The following is a 16,632-nucleotide window of genomic DNA, read 5'->3' as shown; positions in this document are numbered from 1 at the left end:
GTTCAATATCGCCAACCCTCCAGGAAAATACCTTATGAACAAGTCAGTTGCGCGCGGGATCGCTCTCGCCCTGTTGTCGGCCACCTCTTTTTATGCCGCCGCCGACGCTCATCTTATCCGCGTCGGCTTTAACCCCGGGCCGTATAAAGAACAATTTGAGAAAGGCGTCGCGCCCTATTTATTGAGTAAAGGGTATAAAATCGAATATAAGGATTTCAGCGACGGTATTCAGGTGAATGACGCGGTAGCCCGCGGCGATATCGAAGCGAATATTATGCAGCATCCGGTATATCTGAAAGCAATTAATGAGCGGCTGGGGATCGATAACGTGGGCATTGTGCAGGTCCCCACGCCGCCGATGGGGCTGTATGGTGGGAAACTGACCACCCTGGGGACCCCGGCGGCGGGCACCGTCGTGTCGGTACCAAACCAGCCGTCAAATGAATATCGTGCGGTACTGGTGCTGGAGAGCCTTGGCTGGGTGAAAATTAAACCAGACAGCGATCCGGCCACTTTTTCGCAGCGTAACATCGTAGATAATCCTTACAAAATTGTCCTAAAAGAGATGGATAATGCCCAGCAGGTTCGCGCTCTGCCGGACGTCGACTATGGCCTGATTCAGGGCAATTTTGCCGTCTCCAGCGGTATGTCCCTGACCTCGGCCTTAAAGCTGGAAGCAGCCACCAGCCATTTTATTAATGTCGTGACCGTCGCCGGTAAAAATCAGAAGGCGCAGTTTGCCAAAGATATTATCGATGGCTACCACTCGGCCGAGTTCAAAAAATATATTCTCAGCCATCCGCAGTATGATGGTTACCTGCTGCCTGACTATTTAAAATAAATAACGCGATGATAGAATTTCGCCACGTCAGTAAAAGCTTTTCCAGGAAAGGACATCCGGTTCTGGCCTTGCAGGATATTAATCTCAGCATTGAGCGAGGCGATATTTTTGGCATTATTGGCTACAGCGGGGCAGGAAAAAGCACCTTATTACGGCTGATTAATCGTCTGGAAACGCCTGGCGAGGGCGAGGTACTGTTAAACGGCGAGCCGCTACAGGCCTGCAGCGGCCAGCGCCTGCAGGCGATCAAAAAAGATATCGGCATGATCTTTCAGAATTTTAATCTGCTGAATTCGAAAACCGTTTTCCATAACATCGCCATCCCGCTGATTTTACAGGGGCGCGACAAGGCCTTTATCCAGGCGCGGGTGGCGGAACTGCTGGCATTCGTCGATCTGAGCGACAAAATCCACAGCTACCCTAATGAGCTGTCGGGCGGACAAAAGCAGCGGGTCGGTATTGCCCGGGCGCTGGCCACCAACCCGTCGGTCCTTCTGTGCGATGAAGCCACCTCGGCGCTCGACCCCCACACTACGGTGCAGATCTTACTGCTTTTGCAGGAGATTAATCGTCGGTATGGCATCACCATCGTACTGATCACCCATGAGATGTCGGTGATCCAGAAAATCTGTCACAAGGTGGCGGTGATGCAGGCGGGCCGTATCGTTGAGCAGGGGACGGTTTTCGACCTCTTTGCCCAGCCGCAGCATCCGGTAACGGCCAGTTTCGTGCAGTCGGTGGTGCACGACCGCCTGCCGCAGCGGGTGGCGTCGCTCCTGCAGCGCGATAACGGCGCCCGGGCTTTACGCCTCGAATTTGTCGGCGCGACGGCGCAGCAGCCGATTATTAACCACCTGATCCGCGAGTATGCTGTCGAGGTGAATATCCTGTTTGCCAGCATGTCTGAAGTTCAGGGCCGGATTCTGGGATTTATGATTGTGCAGCTTCTCGGCGAGCCTGACGAAACCGAACGCGCCATCACCCATCTGGTCGATGCAGGAGTGAAAATCACCCATGTTTGATCTTATTGATACCGCCATCACCGGCGATCAGTTTCTGCTGGCGCTGCATGACACGCTGATTATGGTCGCCGTCTCGCTGGGCTTTGGCGCGCTGATCGGCGTCCCACTGGGGATTGTGCTGGTGGTTTGCCGTCCCGGCGGCATCGTGGCCAACCCGGTGGTGCATCAGGCGCTGAATCCGCTGATTAACGTGCTGCGCTCGCTGCCGTTTATCATTTTGCTGATTGTGATCCTGCCCTTTACCAGACTGCTGGTGGGCACCACTATCGGCACCGCGGGAGCCATCGTGCCGCTGATCGTCTTTGTCGCCCCCTACATTGCCCGATTAGTGGAGAGCTCGTTGCTGGAGGTGGATGAGGGGATCCTCGAGGCCGCGGACGCCATGGGCGCAACCCCGCTGCAGACTGTCTGGCACTTTATGCTGCCGGAGGCGGCGGCATCGCTGATTCTGGCCCTCACCACGGCGACCATCGGTCTGCTCGGCGCCACAGCCATGGCGGGTACAGTGGGCGGCGGGGGAATCGGGGATCTGGCTATTACCTATGGCTATCAGCGCTTCGACGCTTTCGCCACCCTCACTACCGCCCTGGTGCTGATTGTGATTGTCCAGCTTATTCAGACGCTGGGGACCCGCCTGGCTCGCCGGCTGCGTCGCGATTAATCGCTCTACCGCGCCGGGGTTGACCCGGCTAGCGTGCGCAGACCGCGGCGAAGGCGCTGGCTACCCGCGCAATATTGCCGTGGTTGAGCCCGGCCACGCAGACCCGACCGCTGGCGATCAGATAGATGCCATGCTCTTGACGCAGAACGTCTACCTGATCGGCGCTAAAGCCGGTGTAACTGAACATGCCGCGCTGGGTCAGCAGATAGGAAAAATCCCCCGCCGGCAGGGCTGCCTGCAGGGCCTTCACCAGCGCGACGCGCATGGCGCTGATGCGGGTGCGCATGGCCTCCACTTCTTCCTGCCACAGGGCATTCAGCTCGGGATCGTTGAGCACCTGCGACACCACCTGGGCGCCAAACCCCGGCGGGCTGGAGTAGTTGCGGCGCACGGTGGCTTTCAACTGGCCCAGCACGCGCCCAGCGGCATCGGCGTTGTCACAGACCACCGACAGGCCGCCGACGCGCTCGCCGTACAGCGAAAAAATCTTCGAGAACGAGTTGCTGACCAGCGCCGTCAGCCCGGCGCTGGCGATGGCGCGAATGGCATAGGCATCCTCGTCCAGTCCGCGGCCGAAGCCCTGGTAGGCGATATCAAGGAATGGGATCAGCTCCCTGCCGATCAGCACCTCAATCACGCGATCCCACTGCTCGCGGGTGAGATCGGCCCCCGTCGGGTTATGGCAGCAAGGGTGAAGCAGCACAATGCTGCGCGGCGGCAGCTGCTGGAGGGCGGCGAGCATAGCGGGGAAATTCACCCCGCGGGTGGCGCTGTCGAACCAGGGATAGGTATGTACCTCAAAGCCGGCGCCGGCAAAGATGGCAACGTGGTTCTCCCAGGTTGGATCGCTGACCCAGACCGCGGAGTCGGGGAAGTAGCGCTTGAGGAAATCAGCGCCCACCTTTAGCGCGCCGGAGCCCCCCAGTGTCTGGATGGTGGCGATGCGTCCGGCACGCAACGCCGGATGATTGTCGCCAAACAGCAGGGTCTGGACCGCGCGGCGATAGGGCGCCAGCCCCTCCATCGGCAGATAAAGGCTGGCCTTTTGCTGCTGACTCTGCAGCCGGTCAGCGGCCTGACGGACCGCCTCCAGCTGAGGAATGATGGCCTGCTCGTTATAGTACAGCCCGATGCTGAGGTTAACTTTGTCTGCCCGGGGATCCTGTTGAAAGGCTTCCATCAGCGACAGGATAGGATCGCCCGCATAGGCGTCAACGTTCTGAAACACAGTGGTTACTCCTGAAATGACCGTCAAAGGTGAAGCCATTACACCGCATAGCGTCCGGGGCGGTGGTTCATGGCGATAATCGAATTCAAAATCACGGCGCCGAGGACAGAGACCAGCAGCATCGGCAGGCTAACCACCCACAGCGAGGCGGTGACGATGCAGGCGTCAACCACCATCTGGAATTTACCGGCGCGGATGCCGCTTTTATCCTGCAGATAGAGGGCCAGAATATTGACGCCGCCGAGACTCGCTTTATGGCGGAACAGCACCACAAAGCCGATGCCGACCATGATGTTGCCGAAGAGGGTGGCGTAATAGGGGTTCAGGCGATCGACATGGATAAAGTAGCCGTGCAGGTCGGAGAACAGCGACACCAGTCCGACCGCGCAGAAGGTTTTCAGCGTGAAGGCGGCGCCCATCCGCCGGACGGAAAGCCAGTAGAAGGGCAGATTAATGGCGAAGAAAACCACGCCGAACGGCAAGTGGGTGGCGTAGTGGATCAGAAAGGCCATGCCCGCCGTCCCGCCGGTCAGGGCGCCAGCCTGGCGAAAGAGGATAATGCCAAAGGAGATCATCAGCGTGCCGAACAGCAGCGCCAGGGCATCCTCCAGCCAGGTGTGGGTCAGTTTTTCAGGGGAAAGGACGTTATCCATAAATAAGCACTATCTTTTCGTTAACAAGGATAAGCTCTTGTTTGCAAAAATCGCACCAGAGGAGCGTGCCCTGGCGAGCGTTTGCGGAAAAAATAGCCGTGGTTTAGCCTAACCTGTTGTTCTGACAGGAAGAGAAAATTGCACGGGTCGTGCGTTTTATGGTTTCCGAATGCGTGAATTGTGCGAATTTGCCGCTTGTCGCGCATTGTCTGGCCCCGCGTCTGCACCAGCGCAGGGCACTGTGCCCCGGTTCAGCGCAGCGGGGTCGTGCCCGGCATCAGCTGGCCGTTCTCTTTCAGGCGGTTGAGCACGACGGCGGTTTTCAGATGGGCCACCCCTTTGTTTTGCGCCAGAATATGGCTGATCAAATGGCTCAGACCGGGCAGGTCCGGGACCGTTACCCGCAGCAGATAATCGGCGTCGCCGGTGGTTTTCCAGGCGTCCAGAATGGCGTCCACTTCACTGAGCATCTGATGAAAGCTCTCCACGCATTGCGGGGTGTGATTCAGCAGACGCACCTCAATCAGGCCAAGCATCTCCTGCCCGGCTGCATCCGGCGCCAGACGCGCATGGTAGCCGAGGATAAGCTGTGCCTGTTCAAGGGCGATACGGCGGCGCGAACACTGGGAAGCGGACAGGCCGATAAGCTCGCTCAGCTCCTGATTGGTTAAACGGCCATTGGCCTGCAGCAGGGTAAGTATTTTCAGATCATAGTCGTCGATGTTGTACATAGTGGCCACTAGCGGAACGTAAAAGTGGCTACCAGCCTAACAGTTTTTTGCCTGGCGTGAAGCCTGAGCGGACGGCGGCAAACCGGATGCACCAAAACGGGTCAGGTTCATGCATTAATCCGCTCTTTTTCTCATGAACTGTGCGTTATCTGGCCAGTTTTCGCGTGTGATGCGCCAGGTCGGCGCCGACATGACCAGCTACCGGAACTGATTTGAAAAGAATATTTGAATATATTTCAATTAATTAATTTTTGTCTGACGCTGCAAGGCGCTCCGCTGGCCTGAAAGTTGCTGCCGGCGAACGTGACTTTTTACAGACAGGGGCAGGTCAGAGATGACAACGCAGCAAGAGCATCAGTTAAAACGCGGGTTAAAAAACCGCCACATCCAGTTGATCGCCCTCGGGGGGGCGGTCGGCACCGGACTGTTTTTAGGTATCGCGCAAACGATCCGTATGGCAGGCCCGTCGGTCCTGCTGGGGTACGCCATCGCCGGGGTTATCGCTTTCTTTATCATGCGTCAGCTTGGCGAAATGGTGGTAGAGGAGCCGGTGGCGGGGTCGTTCAGCCATTTCGCCAACCGCTACTGGGGGCCCTTCGCCGGGTTTATGTCCGGCTGGAATTACTGGGTGTTGTACGTGCTGGTAAGCATGGCGGAGCTGACGGCGGTGGGGATCTATATTCAGTACTGGTGGCCGGAGGTACCCGCCTGGCTGTCGGCGGCGATCTTCTTCGTGGCGATCAACGCCATCAACCTGACGCACGTCAAAGTGTATGGCGAGCTGGAGTTCTGGTTCTCGATTGTCAAAGTGGCCGCCATCATCAGCATGATCGCCTTTGGTTGCTATCTGTTATTTAGCGGTCACGGCGGCCCGGCGGCGACGGTGGCCAACCTGTGGCAGGACGGGGGATTTTTCCCTAACGGCATCACGGGCTTGGTGATGGCCATGGCGGTGATCATGTTCTCCTTCGGCGGGCTTGAGCTGGTGGGGATCACCGCGGCGGAAGCCGACGAACCGCATAAAACCATTCCCAAAGCCACCAACCAGGTGATCTACCGTATTCTGCTGTTTTACGTGGGGTCGCTGGCGGTCCTGATGTCACTCTACCCGTGGCGGAACGTCGTGGAAGGGGGAAGCCCCTTTGTGCTGATCTTTCACGCCATTGACAGCAATATTGTGGCCAACGCCCTCAATCTGGTGGTGCTCACCGCCGCGCTGTCGGTCTACAACAGCTGCGTCTACTGCAACAGCCGGATGCTGTTCGGCCTGGCTCAGCAGGGCAACGCCCCGCGTGCGCTGCTGCGGGTGAACCACCGCGGGATCCCATTGACCGCCCTGGCGGTATCCGCCGTCGCCACGGCGCTTTGCGTGGTGATTAACTATGTGATGCCCGGGAAAGCCTTTGCCCTGCTGATGGCCCTGGTGGTGGCCGCCCTGGTCATCAACTGGGCGATGATCTGCATCACTCATCTTAAGTTCCGCCGCGCCATGCAGCGGGCGGGGAAGGTAACGGCTTTCCAGAGTTTCGCCTATCCCCTGACAAACTGGCTGTGTCTGCTGTTTCTCGCCGCGATCCTCGGGGTGATGTATCTGACCCCGGACATCCGCATCTCCGTCTGCCTGATCCCGGTATGGCTGCTGATCCTTGCTGCAGGCTATCTGCTGCGCAGGAAAAGCGCGCCGGCGCCGGTGGCGGCGCTTGAGGAGCGTTAATCTGCGACGCCCTGCCTGGCGGCAGGGCGATATTATGGCGCTGAAAATATATAGCGCCAATATATAGGATGGTTTATATAATTACGATAAATGATAACTAACAATATCACGCTGAATATAAATTAGAATGTGAGGAGACCGCGCGCTTTTTATTGATCTTGCGTATCGCTTTGCTACTATCCAGCCGGCATTGAGACTGGATTTAATAATGCCTGGAAATGGAATAGTAAAAACCATAATGGAGTAGGGTATGAAGCATGTGCACAAGCTGGCCTGGATTGGCCTGTTCGTTAATATTATTATCTGTTTTGTCGCGCGTAATTTATTACTCGATGAAGGACAACTGAATTTCCATCGTGGGGTGGACAGCATGTGGTCCTGGCTGGTTCTTGCCCTGTTTATCGCCGTGGTGGTTCAGGCGATCAGCATTATGCTGTCTGGCCGCTATCCTTATCTGGCCATCGTCCTGGCGTTTATTGGCGGTATCGTGATGGTGCCCGCCAGCATGTTCTTTCTGGTTGGCAGTATGTTCAGCTTTCAAACGCGGATTAACGCCGGTTTTACCTCGTGGCGGTCAACAACCGGGGCGATGGGCCGCGACGATAATCACCAGCTATTAACCTTTAATGCGTCCGGTTTTTATCCACAGGGGGCGCTGGCGCTCATCGCCGGGATCATTATTTTAATGATTGGCATGGGGATAGGCGGAGTATTTATTGCCGCTGGTATTGTTGCGCTGTGCAATGGTTATCGTCTGCAAAATCGGGTGGTGATTGGCGTGAGCGGCGAGTCGATGATATTTACGCCGGGGCTCTATGCCGATACCTACGTTATTCCCTTGCGGGATGTTGCCGTAGTTGAACGCAGCAATAATGATGCGAAAGTCCGGCTGCTGATCCGTTCCAGCGGCAGAAGCTTCACGTTGCGTAAAAAACTGCTCGCCGGCGATAAGGTTAATGACGCCTTCGCCGCCATTCTGGCAAAACTGACTACCGTTTAATGCTGGCAGAATAGAGAAGCCGCCAGGCGGCGCGAGGCGTCCTGGCGGAGAAAGGTGGGGTTAGCCTGCGCGGCTACCGCACCAGCTTGTCTCTTACGAACAGCACTGCCTGTTAATCCACGTTAGTAAAATAATCGCGCGCGGCGGTCTCGACGCGTTTCGCATCCAGCCCGGTCTTCTCAGTGATCTGTTCGATAAACGATTTAAATTTTTCGCTCATCACGTTACCCCCTTCCCAGTGGGCGACGTAAAATTTGCACTGATAGCGATAAAAATGGAGAGTGGTATCTCCTAACGTGTAATACATGCGCTTCTCCTGTCCGGTAGTACGGTTGCTGCGTCCACAGCGTCAGCAACCTCTTTCTCATTACGATCGATCTACATTCTATCCTCCTCCCAATTGGCTGAAATTTCCAGCGGTGCTTTGCGCCATGGAGCAGGATAAAGCAATGTTAATCTGCGGATAGATAGTGATTTTTTCTAAGGTGGCGCAAAAGAAGCGGTTACCTGCGGGCCGCGCAGGTAACCGGAGAACAGGGCGGATTAGCGCAGCGTGTTGCGCTCGTCGTCGGACAGGTCCAGGGTCTGCACCATACCACTTTCAGCAGAGCGCACCGCCGCTTCCAGAACGGCCATCACCGCCAGCGCTTCCACCGGCGGCACCGGATTGGCGATCTGGCCCTTCAGCGCATCGCGGATCAGCATATAGTACTGGCGCTGATCGCCCTGCGGGGTAGCCTGCGCGTGGGCCTGCAGCGAGGCATCATAGATAACCAGCGGGTCGTCATCCTGGCCCCAGCCGGCGCTGCCCGGTACCACGCCCGCCAGCAGCTGGCTCTCCTGTTGGTCGGCCCGCGCTTTGATAACGCTACCTTTATCGCCGTGCACGGTGAAGCGCGACGAGCCGCCCGCGACCAGCATGCTGCAGTGCAGGATCACTTTATGCGCCGGGTAGTTTAATACCACATGCGCCCAGTCGTTGATCTCCGCGCCGTCGCGCAGGGTGGCTATGTTACCTTGCACCGACTGCGGCAAACCAAATAGCTGCAGCGCCTGGTCGATCAGGTGCGGCCCCAGGTCGAACCACAAGCCGCTGCCCGGGACGTTCTGCTCGCGCCAGCGGACGCGGACTTCCGGGCGGAAGCGGTCGAAATGCGACTCGAAGTGTTTCACCGCGCCGAGGGTGCCTTGCTCAATCACCTGACGGATCCCGAGATAGTCGCTGTCCCAGCGGCGGTTATGGAAGACGGAAAGCAGACGCTGTTTCTCCTCCGCCAGGGCGATCAGCTCCCGGGCCTCCTGCATATCGAGGGTAAAGGGCTTATCCACCACCACATGTTTGCCGGCGTTCAGCGCCAGGCGGGCCAGCGGGGCGTGCGTGGCGTTAGGAGAGGCGATGACCACCAGGTCAACGTCCGGATGCTGGACCGCAGCTTCCGGGGAGGCGATCACCGTGACGTCCGGCAGGTCGCGTTTGACCTTCTCTTCATCGCGGGAAGCGACGAACGCCAGGTTCAGCCCCGGCACCGAACGGATAAGCGGCGCGTGGAAGGTCTTACCGACGAATCCGTAGCCAATCAGGGCGATATTTATCGTGTTGTTACTCATCAGGTTCTCCACGTTGTTAAGCGTCAGCAATATGTACAGAGAGGGCGGGGTCATCCCCCAGCTCAGCCCAGGGACGATCAAGAAAAAGATGGTGAATGTCGCAGAGCCCGGCCACCCGCCACGGTTCGCAGCGGTTGAGTTTGGTATGGTCCGCCACCAGCCAGTGCTCGGCGCTGGCGGCCAGCATGGCGCGTTTAACGTCGGCATCAGCTTCCTGGCTGGCGCTCAGCCCCAGCCCGGCATGGAGCGCGCAGGCGCCGAGAATGGTGATATCGGCCCGGTAGCGGGTGACCAGCGACAGGGTGGCGCTGCCGGCGAACAGCCGTTGTTTACTATCCCACTGGCCGCCAAGCAGGATCAGCTGGATATCGGTACGGTCGCTGAACAGCTGAGCGATATCCAGAGAGGCCGTGATCACGGTCAACGGCCCTTTCAGCTGGGCTGCCACCGCCAGCAGCGTGCTTCCGGCGTCGAGAAACAGCGTCGAGCCAGAGGGAATGCGCGCGGCGACCTGCTGACCCAGGCGCTGCTTGGTCTGGGTGAGAAGAGCGTTTCTGCCCTGGCGCGTCATGGCCGGGACGTTAAGGGCGATGGCCCCGCCGTGGCTTTTCTGCAGCACGCCCTGTTGTTCCAGGTCGCTCAGATCGCGGCGAATGGTATCGGCCGACACCTGCAGCTCTGCAACCAGTTCGCTGATGCTCAGCTGACCGGTTTCGCTAAGCCTGTCGAGAATATGTTTTTGCCTGGCGAGCTTATGCATGGCCATTGACTCCGCAAATTAACGCAATAAACAGCATAATACAGCAAGAAGTTGCAAAATAAACGGCAAAACGTCGCTCTGTATGTGTTGAATCGTGAAGAACTTGATTTCACTAAGTTTTAACGTTAAATGAGGGGAGCGCCGCGACCGGGGCGAAAGCGCTTTTCAATGAAGCGACTAGGCCTGTATTTCCGGGTCATTAAAAGCAAGAATGCGCGCTTTCGCGTACCTTATAGAGAAGGCGCGTAATTTAGCAGATATGGATTAACGGAGGTTGAGTGGACGCGATTAAAGGCTCGGAGTTGCAGATACCGGACGCGATCTTCGCGTGGGTGCTCGACGGGCAGGGGGGCGTTAAGCCGCTCGCCGATGACGATATTATCGACAAAGACAAGCCTTGCTGGCTGCATCTCAACTATACCCATAGCGACAGCGCCGACTGGCTGGCGGCCACCCCGTTGCTGCCCAATAACGTGCGCGATGCCCTGGCGGGGGAGAGCACCCGGCCGCGGGTGACGCGGATCGGTGACGGGGCGCTGATCACCCTGCGCTGTATCAACGGCAGTACCGATGAGCGGCCCGACCAGCTGGTGGCGATGCGCCTGTATATGGATGAGCGGCTGATCGTCTCCACTCGTCAGCGCAAAGTGCTGGCGCTGGACGATGTGCTGGGCGACCTGAAGGAAGGTAATGGCCCGACGGACGGCGGCAGCTGGCTGGTGGAGGTCTGCGATGCGTTGACCGATCATGCCAGCGAGTTTATCGAACAACTGCACGATCGCATTATCGACCTGGAAGACGACCTGCTCGATCAGCAGGTGCCGCCGCGCGGATTTCTCGCACTGCTGCGTAAGCAGCTGATTGTGATGCGCCGCTATATGGCGCCGCAGCGCGACGTTTATGCCCGGCTGGCCAGCGAGCGGCTGCCGTGGATGAGTGACGATCAGCGGCGGCGAATGCAGGATATCGCCGAGCGGCTGGGGCGCGGTCTGGATGAGATCGACAGCTGTATCGCGCGGACGGCGATCATGAGCGACGAGATCGCCCAGATTATGCAGGAGTCGCTGGCGCGGCGGACCTATACCATGTCATTGATGGCGATGGTGTTTCTACCCAGCACCTTTTTAACCGGCCTGTTCGGCGTCAACCTCGGCGGGATCCCTGGCAACAGCTGGCATCTGGGGTTTAGCCTTTTCTGCTTGATGTTAGTCGTTGTCATCGGTGGTGTTGCGTGGTGGTTACATCGCAGTAAATGGCTGTAAAGAATCGCCTTTTAGCGGCTGTAGTGCCGGGAAAACCCGGCAATGTTTGAGCGAAATCAATAAACCATCTACCCATTCAGGGCAATATCTCTCTCGCAGGTGAATGCAACGTCAAGCGATGGGCGTTGCGCTCCATATTGTCTTACTTCCTTTTTTGAATTACTGCATAGCACAATTGATTCGTACGACGCCGGCTTTGTTGAGTCGGCTTTTTTTTTGCGCTCTCCGGACCAGCTTCTACCCTTACTAAGACACCCGACGGTTTCTGGCCGTTGACGCCTGCGGGTACGCCCGTATCACTCTCCGGGAGGCCTCTATGTATTACGCTTCAGAGCTGACAGCCCAGTCTATACCTATCTCGCCCGAGCCGAACGATCCGGCTCCTTTACCCGACCCACGACCGCGTCCGCAGCCCCAGCCCGATCCGCCGCCTGACGAAGAGCCGATTAAATTGTCGCATCAGGCGCGGAGATCTGCGAGGATACGCGCCTGCAGATTGTCTGCCTTTTAATACGAGAATACATTGTGACCGCTTTTTCTACCCTGACTGTTTTACCTGCCGCCCAATTAGCCAACCTTAACGAGCTGGGTTATCTGTCGATGACCCCGGTTCAGGCCGCCGCCCTGCCGGCGATCCTCGCGGGGAAAGATGTGCGCGTGCAGGCAAAAACCGGCAGCGGAAAAACGGCCGCATTTGGGCTGGGTCTGCTGCAGCATATCGATCCGGCGCGCTTCGAGACCCAGTCGCTGGTGTTGTGCCCGACCCGCGAGCTGGCCGATCAGGTCGCCGGCGAGCTGCGCCGCCTGGCGCGCTGCCTGCCGAACATCAAGATTCTGATGCTCTGCGGCGGGCAGCCCTTTGGCGCCCAGCGAGATTCCCTGCAGCATGCCCCGCATATTATCGTCGCCACCCCAGGCCGTCTGCTCGATCATCTGCAGAAGGGAACGGTCTCCCTTGACGCGCTGCAGACCCTGGTGATGGACGAAGCGGACCGCATGCTCGATATGGGCTTCAGCGATGCCATTGATGAGGTGATCCGCTTCGCACCGGCTGACCGGCAGACGCTGCTGTTTTCTGCTACCTGGCCGGCGGCAATCGCGGCGATCAGCGGCCGGGTGCAGCGCAATCCGCAGACAATTGAGATCGACACTGTCGATGCGCTCCCGGCGATTGAGCAGCAGTTCTTTGAAGTTTCCCGCCACGGTAAGATTGCCCTGCTGCAGCGCCTGCTCAGCCAGCATCAGCCCGCATCCTGCGTGGTGTTCTGCAATACCAAACGCGATTGCCAGGCGGTCTGCGATGCGCTCAACGCCGCCGGGCAGAGCGCCTTGTCGCTGCATGGTGACCTTGAGCAGCGCGATCGCGATCAGACGCTGGTGCGCTTCGCTAACGGCAGCGTCCGGGTTCTGGTGGCGACCGACGTCGCTGCCCGCGGTCTGGACATCAAATCCCTGGCGCTGGTGGTGAATTTCGAGCTGGCCTGGGATCCGGAGGTGCATGTTCACCGCATCGGCCGTACCGCCCGCGCCGGTGAACAAGGGCTGGCCATCAGCTTCTGTGCGCCGGAAGAGGCGCAGCGCGCCACTATTCTGGCCGACATGCTGCAGCTTTCCCTGAACTGGCTGCCGGCGCCGACGGGCAACACCATCGCGCCGCTGACGGCGGAGATGGCGACGCTGTGTATCGACGGCGGGAAAAAGGCGAAAATGCGCCCGGGAGATGTGCTGGGAGCCCTGACCGGGGATATGGGCTTTGATGGTGCCGATATCGGCAAAATTACCGTCCACCCTGCCCACGTCTATGTGGCGATCCGCCAGAATATGGCGCAGAAGGCGTATAAGCAGTTACAAAATGGCAAGATCAAAGGTAAATCCTGCCGCGTACGACTGCTGAAGTAAGGGCAGGAGAGTGCGTCTCAGGCGGCTGCCTGAGACGCGTGAGGGTTATTTCACTTCCACTACGTTCAGACGCAGCTCATCGAGACGGGCGTCTTCTTCTTCCGGCTGCCAGCCGGCGGGCTGCAGGGGAATATCTTCCCGGTCAAACGCCAGATCGCCACCATCCACCACCTCTGAGCCGTGGGTGATGCCTTTAAAATCAAACAGATTGACGTCGCTCAGGTGCGAAGGCACCACGTTCTGCATCGCGCTGAACATGGTTTCAATGCGCCCAGGATAACGCTTGTCCCAGTCGCGGAGCATATCGGCGATCACCTGGCGCTGCAGGTTTGGCTGCGAACCGCACAGGTTGCACGGAATAATCGGGAAGCCTTTGGCCTGGGAGAAGCGCTCGATGTCCTTTTCGCGGCAGTAGGCCAGCGGGCGGATGACGATGTGTTTGCCGTCGTCGCTCATCAGCTTCGGCGGCATCCCTTTCATTTTGCCGCCGTAGAACATATTCAAAAACAGCGTCTGCAGGATATCGTCGCGATGATGGCCGAGGGCGATCTTGGTCGCCCCGAGCTCGGTAGCGGTACGATAGAGGATGCCGCGACGCAGGCGAGAGCACAGCGAGCAGGTGGTTTTTCCTTCCGGGATCTTCTCTTTGACGATGCCGTAGGTGTTCTCTTCGACAATCTTGTATTCAACCCCCAGCTGCTCCAGATACGCCGGCAGAATATGCTCCGGGAACCCTGGCTGCTTCTGATCGAGGTTCACCGCCACCAGCGAGAAGGAGATGGGCGCGCTTTTCTGCAGATTGCGCAGGATCTCTAGCATGGTATAGCTGTCCTTGCCGCCTGAAAGACAAACCATAATGCGGTCGCCCTCTTCAATCATATTGAAGTCGGCAATCGCCTCACCGACGTTGCGGCGCAGACGTTTCTGCAGCTTATCGATGTTGTACTTTTCTTTTTTACTGATTTCTTGGTTTTGCAGCATGTAATAGTGGCTCAATTCATAGTGTGGCATCAGAAGAGCACGCATTCTGCCAGCCGCTGAACAACGTGGCGCTGGCGCGTAGCAATTATTGAGGTTTGACAGGCAACCGTGGCGTGTATGGTACGGATTCAGGGGCGGAATGTCAGCATCTTTCCGGCACTTTCGGCAGCGAGCAGCCAGGCGGGGGCGGCTGATGCGGAAATAAAAAGCCCGCCGGGCGGCGGGCTGCGGCGTTAGCGGACCACCAGTACCGAGCACTCGGCGTGACGAACCACCGCGGCGGCGTTGGAGCCCAGCAGATAAGTTGTGATATCCGGTCGGTGCGAAGCGATGATCACCAGGTCGGCTGGCAGCGACTTGGCCAGCGCAAGGATTTTATCTTTTGGCGATCCTTCCGCGACGTGAAAATGCATCCGGTCTTCCGGGATGGAGAACTGCTTCGCGATCTCTTTCAATTGCGTTTCAGAACCCTCACGCAGCTCGTCCATGCCGGGAAGCTCAGCGGTATAGGCCATTCCCAGTGAGGCATAATAGGGCAGAGAAGGGATCACGGTGAGGAAATGCACCTCGGCGTCGTCAATCCGCGCTTCCGATTCAACGTGACTGATAATGCGTTCAGTAAATTCTTTATCAGAGATATCGATAGGGACAAGAATCATTCTGCTCATAAAACCTCCTGTTTAAGTATCCCTTCATATTGTACGGTATTAGGGCACGTTTTGTATCATGACCGCAGTCACACTTTGACATTAACGTAGCTTGCGTTCGGGAAATTTTCCTTTGATCACCCCGTCATAATACCGGCCTTTTGACACCACCTGTAAAAAATCATGAAAAATACGCGGTGGGACCCCGGTATATTGTAATGGCGGCTGGTGATAGAAATAGATTTCCAGTGTGGCGGAGGCGTCATCGTAGGCGACGGAGATAATTCGGGAAGATTTAACCGGATGGTGGTGCATGATGGACGTCCTCGGGCAAGCACTTATTGGCCATGACTATATCATTAAACGGACGGCTATTTTAGTCCGCGAGATATAGCGTTTTGTTTTATCTGCAGCGAGGCGGGTGGGGGAAAGCCCGCCGGAACCGGCGGGCAGGCGCATCAGAACTGGTAAACCAGGCCCAGGGCGACGATGTTATCGGTAGAGATACCGTTGTCTTCGTAGAATTTGTCGTTACCATCCAGCAGGTTGATTTTGTAATCAACATAGGTGGACATATTACGGTTGAAGTAATAGGTCGCGCCAACGTCCATATATTTGACCAGATCTTTATCGGCATAGCGGCCGTTATTGTACAGATCTTTGCCTTTGGACTGCAGGTAGGAGATGGCCGGACGCAGGCCGAAGTCGAACTGATACTGCGCGGTGACTTCGAAGTTTTGTGTTTTATTGGCCACGCCGTCATTGCCGTACGGGGTCATATTGCGGGTTTCAGAGTACATGGTCGCCAGGTAGATATCGTTGGCGTCGTACTTCAGGCCGGCGGTCCAGGCTTCCGCTTTATCGCCGCGCGCGTTGGTCTGGGTCATCTGATCGTTAGTACGGTCAGACGAGGTGTAAGCTGCCGCCGCGCTGATGCCCATGCCGAAGTCGTAGGAAGTAGAGAGGCCGAAACCATCGCCATTGTCGAAGCGAACATCGCTGTCGCTGCTGCGGTTATTGGTGCCGACGTTGATATCCTGCGCGTTCTGGCCTTCGTTTTTACCCTGATACTGCAGGGCGAAGTTCAGACCCTCCACCAGACCGAAGAAATCGCTGTTGCGGTAGGTTGCGACGCCGTTGGCGCGGCCTGCCATAAAGTTATCCGCATAGGTGTAGGAGTCGCCGCCGAACTCCGGCAGCATATCGGTCCAGCCTTCAACGTCGTACAGCACGCCGTAGTTACGACCGTAGTCGAAGGAGCCGTAATCGCCCACTTTGATACCGGCGAATGCCAGACGGGTCCACGCCTGATCGCTGGAGGTCTCGGTGTTGTTGGCCTGAACGTTATATTCCCACTGGCCATAGCCGGTAAGCATATCGTTGATCTGGGTTTCGCCTTTAAAGCCAAAACGTAAATAAGTTTGATCGCCGTCTTTTTTCGAGTCGCTGGAGAAATAATGCAGACCATCTACCTTGCCATAGAGATCTAATTTATTCCCGTCTTTATTATAAATTTCCGCCGCATGCGCGGCACCGGCGGCTAATAAAGCCGGAATAACGAGGGCCAGTACTTTTCTTTTCATGAAGAAATTCCTTTAACTGTTTTTATGTTTTAACTTCCGGGT

At 57.3% G+C, this 16,632-nt stretch carries 18 protein-coding genes; 8 read left to right on the top strand and 10 right to left on the bottom strand.

The window, feature by feature from the left end:
* Positions 1 to 34 precede the first annotated feature (34 nt).
* From KB890_RS03075 to KB890_RS03065, 3 genes are read left to right on the top strand one after another with little or no spacing between them, the layout of a single operon-like run.
* On the top strand, positions 35 to 841 hold the full coding sequence (locus tag KB890_RS03075) for a MetQ/NlpA family ABC transporter substrate-binding protein (protein WP_002902393.1): 807 nt from the start codon (positions 35 to 37) through the stop codon (positions 839 to 841).
* A gap of 8 nt (positions 842 to 849) precedes the next feature.
* The gene (locus KB890_RS03070; RefSeq protein ID WP_020324636.1) at positions 850 to 1,863 is read left to right on the top strand and encodes a methionine ABC transporter ATP-binding protein; all 1,014 of its coding nucleotides are present in this window, start codon (positions 850 to 852) and stop codon (positions 1,861 to 1,863) included.
* Positions 1,856 to 2,524: a methionine ABC transporter permease gene (locus KB890_RS03065; protein WP_002902397.1), complete on the top strand. Its 669-nt coding sequence runs from the start codon at positions 1,856 to 1,858 to the stop codon at positions 2,522 to 2,524. Before KB890_RS03070 ends, KB890_RS03065 begins: the two co-directional genes overlap by 8 nt.
* 28 nt (positions 2,525 to 2,552) lie before the next feature.
* Here KB890_RS03065 and KB890_RS03060 read toward each other — a convergent pair whose 3' ends face one another.
* From KB890_RS03060 to KB890_RS03050, 3 genes are all read right to left on the bottom strand, one after another.
* On the bottom strand, positions 2,553 to 3,752 hold the full coding sequence (locus KB890_RS03060) for an amino acid aminotransferase (protein ID WP_004190464.1): 1,200 nt from the start codon (positions 3,750 to 3,752) through the stop codon (positions 2,553 to 2,555).
* 38 nt (positions 3,753 to 3,790) lie between these two features.
* Positions 3,791 to 4,405 carry a YitT family protein gene (locus tag KB890_RS03055; protein ID WP_004176405.1) on the bottom strand — a complete coding sequence of 205 codons (615 nt, stop codon included), beginning with the start codon at positions 4,403 to 4,405 and terminating at the stop codon, positions 3,791 to 3,793.
* Between the two features lie 251 nt (positions 4,406 to 4,656).
* On the bottom strand, positions 4,657 to 5,136 hold the full coding sequence (locus KB890_RS03050; protein WP_002902405.1) for an Lrp/AsnC family transcriptional regulator: 480 nt from the start codon (positions 5,134 to 5,136) through the stop codon (positions 4,657 to 4,659).
* A gap of 334 nt (positions 5,137 to 5,470) precedes the next feature.
* Between KB890_RS03050 and KB890_RS03045 the strand changes: the two genes are divergently transcribed.
* The gene (locus KB890_RS03045; RefSeq protein WP_020324649.1) at positions 5,471 to 6,850 is read left to right on the top strand and encodes an amino acid permease; all 1,380 of its coding nucleotides are present in this window, start codon (positions 5,471 to 5,473) and stop codon (positions 6,848 to 6,850) included.
* A 250-nt stretch (positions 6,851 to 7,100) separates the two neighbouring features.
* Positions 7,101 to 7,850: a hypothetical protein gene (locus tag KB890_RS03040; protein ID WP_020324629.1), complete on the top strand. Its 750-nt coding sequence runs from the start codon at positions 7,101 to 7,103 to the stop codon at positions 7,848 to 7,850.
* A 112-nt stretch (positions 7,851 to 7,962) separates the two neighbouring features.
* Here the strand turns inward: KB890_RS03040 and KB890_RS03035 are convergent, their stop codons facing one another.
* From KB890_RS03035 to KB890_RS03025, 3 genes are all read right to left on the bottom strand, one after another.
* Positions 7,963 to 8,157: a hypothetical protein gene (locus tag KB890_RS03035; protein WP_004176404.1), complete on the bottom strand. Its 195-nt coding sequence runs from the start codon at positions 8,155 to 8,157 to the stop codon at positions 7,963 to 7,965.
* Positions 8,158 to 8,393: 236 nt separating this feature from the next.
* Positions 8,394 to 9,512: an oxidoreductase gene (locus KB890_RS03030; protein WP_020324627.1), complete on the bottom strand. Its 1,119-nt coding sequence runs from the start codon at positions 9,510 to 9,512 to the stop codon at positions 8,394 to 8,396.
* Positions 9,475 to 10,218, bottom strand: a complete 744-nt coding sequence (locus KB890_RS03025) for a DeoR/GlpR family DNA-binding transcription regulator (RefSeq protein ID WP_020806156.1) — start codon at positions 10,216 to 10,218, stop codon at positions 9,475 to 9,477. The genes KB890_RS03030 and KB890_RS03025 overlap by 38 nt, the downstream gene beginning before the upstream one ends.
* A 278-nt stretch (positions 10,219 to 10,496) precedes the next feature.
* Here KB890_RS03025 and zntB point away from each other — a divergent pair, with 278 nt between their 5' ends.
* The 3 genes from zntB to dbpA all read left to right on the top strand — a co-directional run bounded on the left by zntB (position 10,497) and on the right by dbpA (position 13,379).
* Complete coding sequence (gene zntB / locus KB890_RS03020) at positions 10,497 to 11,480, top strand: zinc transporter ZntB (RefSeq protein WP_004148192.1); 984 nt, start codon at positions 10,497 to 10,499, stop codon at positions 11,478 to 11,480.
* 334 nt (positions 11,481 to 11,814) lie between these two features.
* Positions 11,815 to 11,991, top strand: coding sequence for a proline-rich small protein YnaL (locus KB890_RS27730; protein WP_303632692.1), 177 nt, complete (start codon positions 11,815 to 11,817; stop codon positions 11,989 to 11,991).
* A 14-nt stretch (positions 11,992 to 12,005) separates the two neighbouring features.
* A complete protein-coding gene (dbpA, locus tag KB890_RS03015; RefSeq protein WP_004151591.1) occupies positions 12,006 to 13,379 on the top strand; it encodes an ATP-dependent RNA helicase DbpA in 1,374 nt (457 codons plus the stop codon).
* A gap of 45 nt (positions 13,380 to 13,424) precedes the next feature.
* Here dbpA and ttcA read toward each other — a convergent pair whose 3' ends face one another.
* The 4 genes from ttcA to ompK37 form a co-directional block, all read right to left on the bottom strand.
* On the bottom strand, positions 13,425 to 14,360 hold the full coding sequence (ttcA, locus tag KB890_RS03010; RefSeq protein ID WP_002902422.1) for a tRNA 2-thiocytidine(32) synthetase TtcA: 936 nt from the start codon (positions 14,358 to 14,360) through the stop codon (positions 13,425 to 13,427).
* A gap of 233 nt (positions 14,361 to 14,593) precedes the next feature.
* Complete coding sequence (gene uspF / locus KB890_RS03005) at positions 14,594 to 15,028, bottom strand: universal stress protein UspF (RefSeq protein WP_004140161.1); 435 nt, start codon at positions 15,026 to 15,028, stop codon at positions 14,594 to 14,596.
* 81 nt (positions 15,029 to 15,109) lie between these two features.
* A complete protein-coding gene (locus KB890_RS03000; RefSeq protein ID WP_002902432.1) occupies positions 15,110 to 15,322 on the bottom strand; it encodes a KTSC domain-containing protein in 213 nt (70 codons plus the stop codon).
* Positions 15,323 to 15,465: 143 nt separating this feature from the next.
* The gene (gene ompK37, locus KB890_RS02995) at positions 15,466 to 16,590 is read right to left on the bottom strand and encodes a porin OmpK37 (RefSeq protein WP_004176397.1); all 1,125 of its coding nucleotides are present in this window, start codon (positions 16,588 to 16,590) and stop codon (positions 15,466 to 15,468) included.
* Positions 16,591 to 16,632: the final 42 nt, after the last annotated feature.

The sequence above is a fragment of the Klebsiella sp. P1954 genome (assembly GCF_018199955.1).
Classification (GTDB): Bacteria; Pseudomonadota; Gammaproteobacteria; order Enterobacterales; family Enterobacteriaceae; genus Klebsiella; species Klebsiella pneumoniae.
Note: the sequence above shows the minus strand (reverse complement) of the source record. Positions and strands in the feature narration are given on the sequence as shown.

Excerpts from the sequence above, each read along its gene's own strand:
- KB890_RS03075 (WP_002902393.1), top strand. The coding sequence starts at position 35 with ATGAACAAGTCAGTTGCGCGCGGGATCGCTCTCGCCCTGTTGTCGGCC.
- KB890_RS03050 (WP_002902405.1), bottom strand. The coding sequence starts at position 5,136 with ATGTACAACATCGACGACTATGATCTGAAAATACTTACCCTGCTGCAG.
- KB890_RS03045 (WP_020324649.1), top strand. The coding sequence starts at position 5,471 with ATGACAACGCAGCAAGAGCATCAGTTAAAACGCGGGTTAAAAAACCGC.
- KB890_RS03065 (WP_002902397.1), top strand. The coding sequence starts at position 1,856 with ATGTTTGATCTTATTGATACCGCCATCACCGGCGATCAGTTTCTGCTG.
- KB890_RS03000 (WP_002902432.1), bottom strand. The coding sequence starts at position 15,322 with ATGCACCACCATCCGGTTAAATCTTCCCGAATTATCTCCGTCGCCTAC.
- ttcA (WP_002902422.1), bottom strand. The coding sequence starts at position 14,360 with ATGCTGCAAAACCAAGAAATCAGTAAAAAAGAAAAGTACAACATCGAT.
- KB890_RS03040 (WP_020324629.1), top strand. The coding sequence starts at position 7,101 with ATGAAGCATGTGCACAAGCTGGCCTGGATTGGCCTGTTCGTTAATATT.
- KB890_RS03025 (WP_020806156.1), bottom strand. The coding sequence starts at position 10,218 with ATGCATAAGCTCGCCAGGCAAAAACATATTCTCGACAGGCTTAGCGAA.
- KB890_RS03070 (WP_020324636.1), top strand. The coding sequence starts at position 850 with ATGATAGAATTTCGCCACGTCAGTAAAAGCTTTTCCAGGAAAGGACAT.
- uspF (WP_004140161.1), bottom strand. The coding sequence starts at position 15,028 with ATGAGCAGAATGATTCTTGTCCCTATCGATATCTCTGATAAAGAATTT.
- KB890_RS03055 (WP_004176405.1), bottom strand. The coding sequence starts at position 4,405 with ATGGATAACGTCCTTTCCCCTGAAAAACTGACCCACACCTGGCTGGAG.
- ompK37 (WP_004176397.1), bottom strand. The coding sequence starts at position 16,590 with ATGAAAAGAAAAGTACTGGCCCTCGTTATTCCGGCTTTATTAGCCGCC.
- KB890_RS03035 (WP_004176404.1), bottom strand. The coding sequence starts at position 8,157 with ATGTATTACACGTTAGGAGATACCACTCTCCATTTTTATCGCTATCAG.
- KB890_RS03030 (WP_020324627.1), bottom strand. The coding sequence starts at position 9,512 with ATGACCCCGCCCTCTCTGTACATATTGCTGACGCTTAACAACGTGGAG.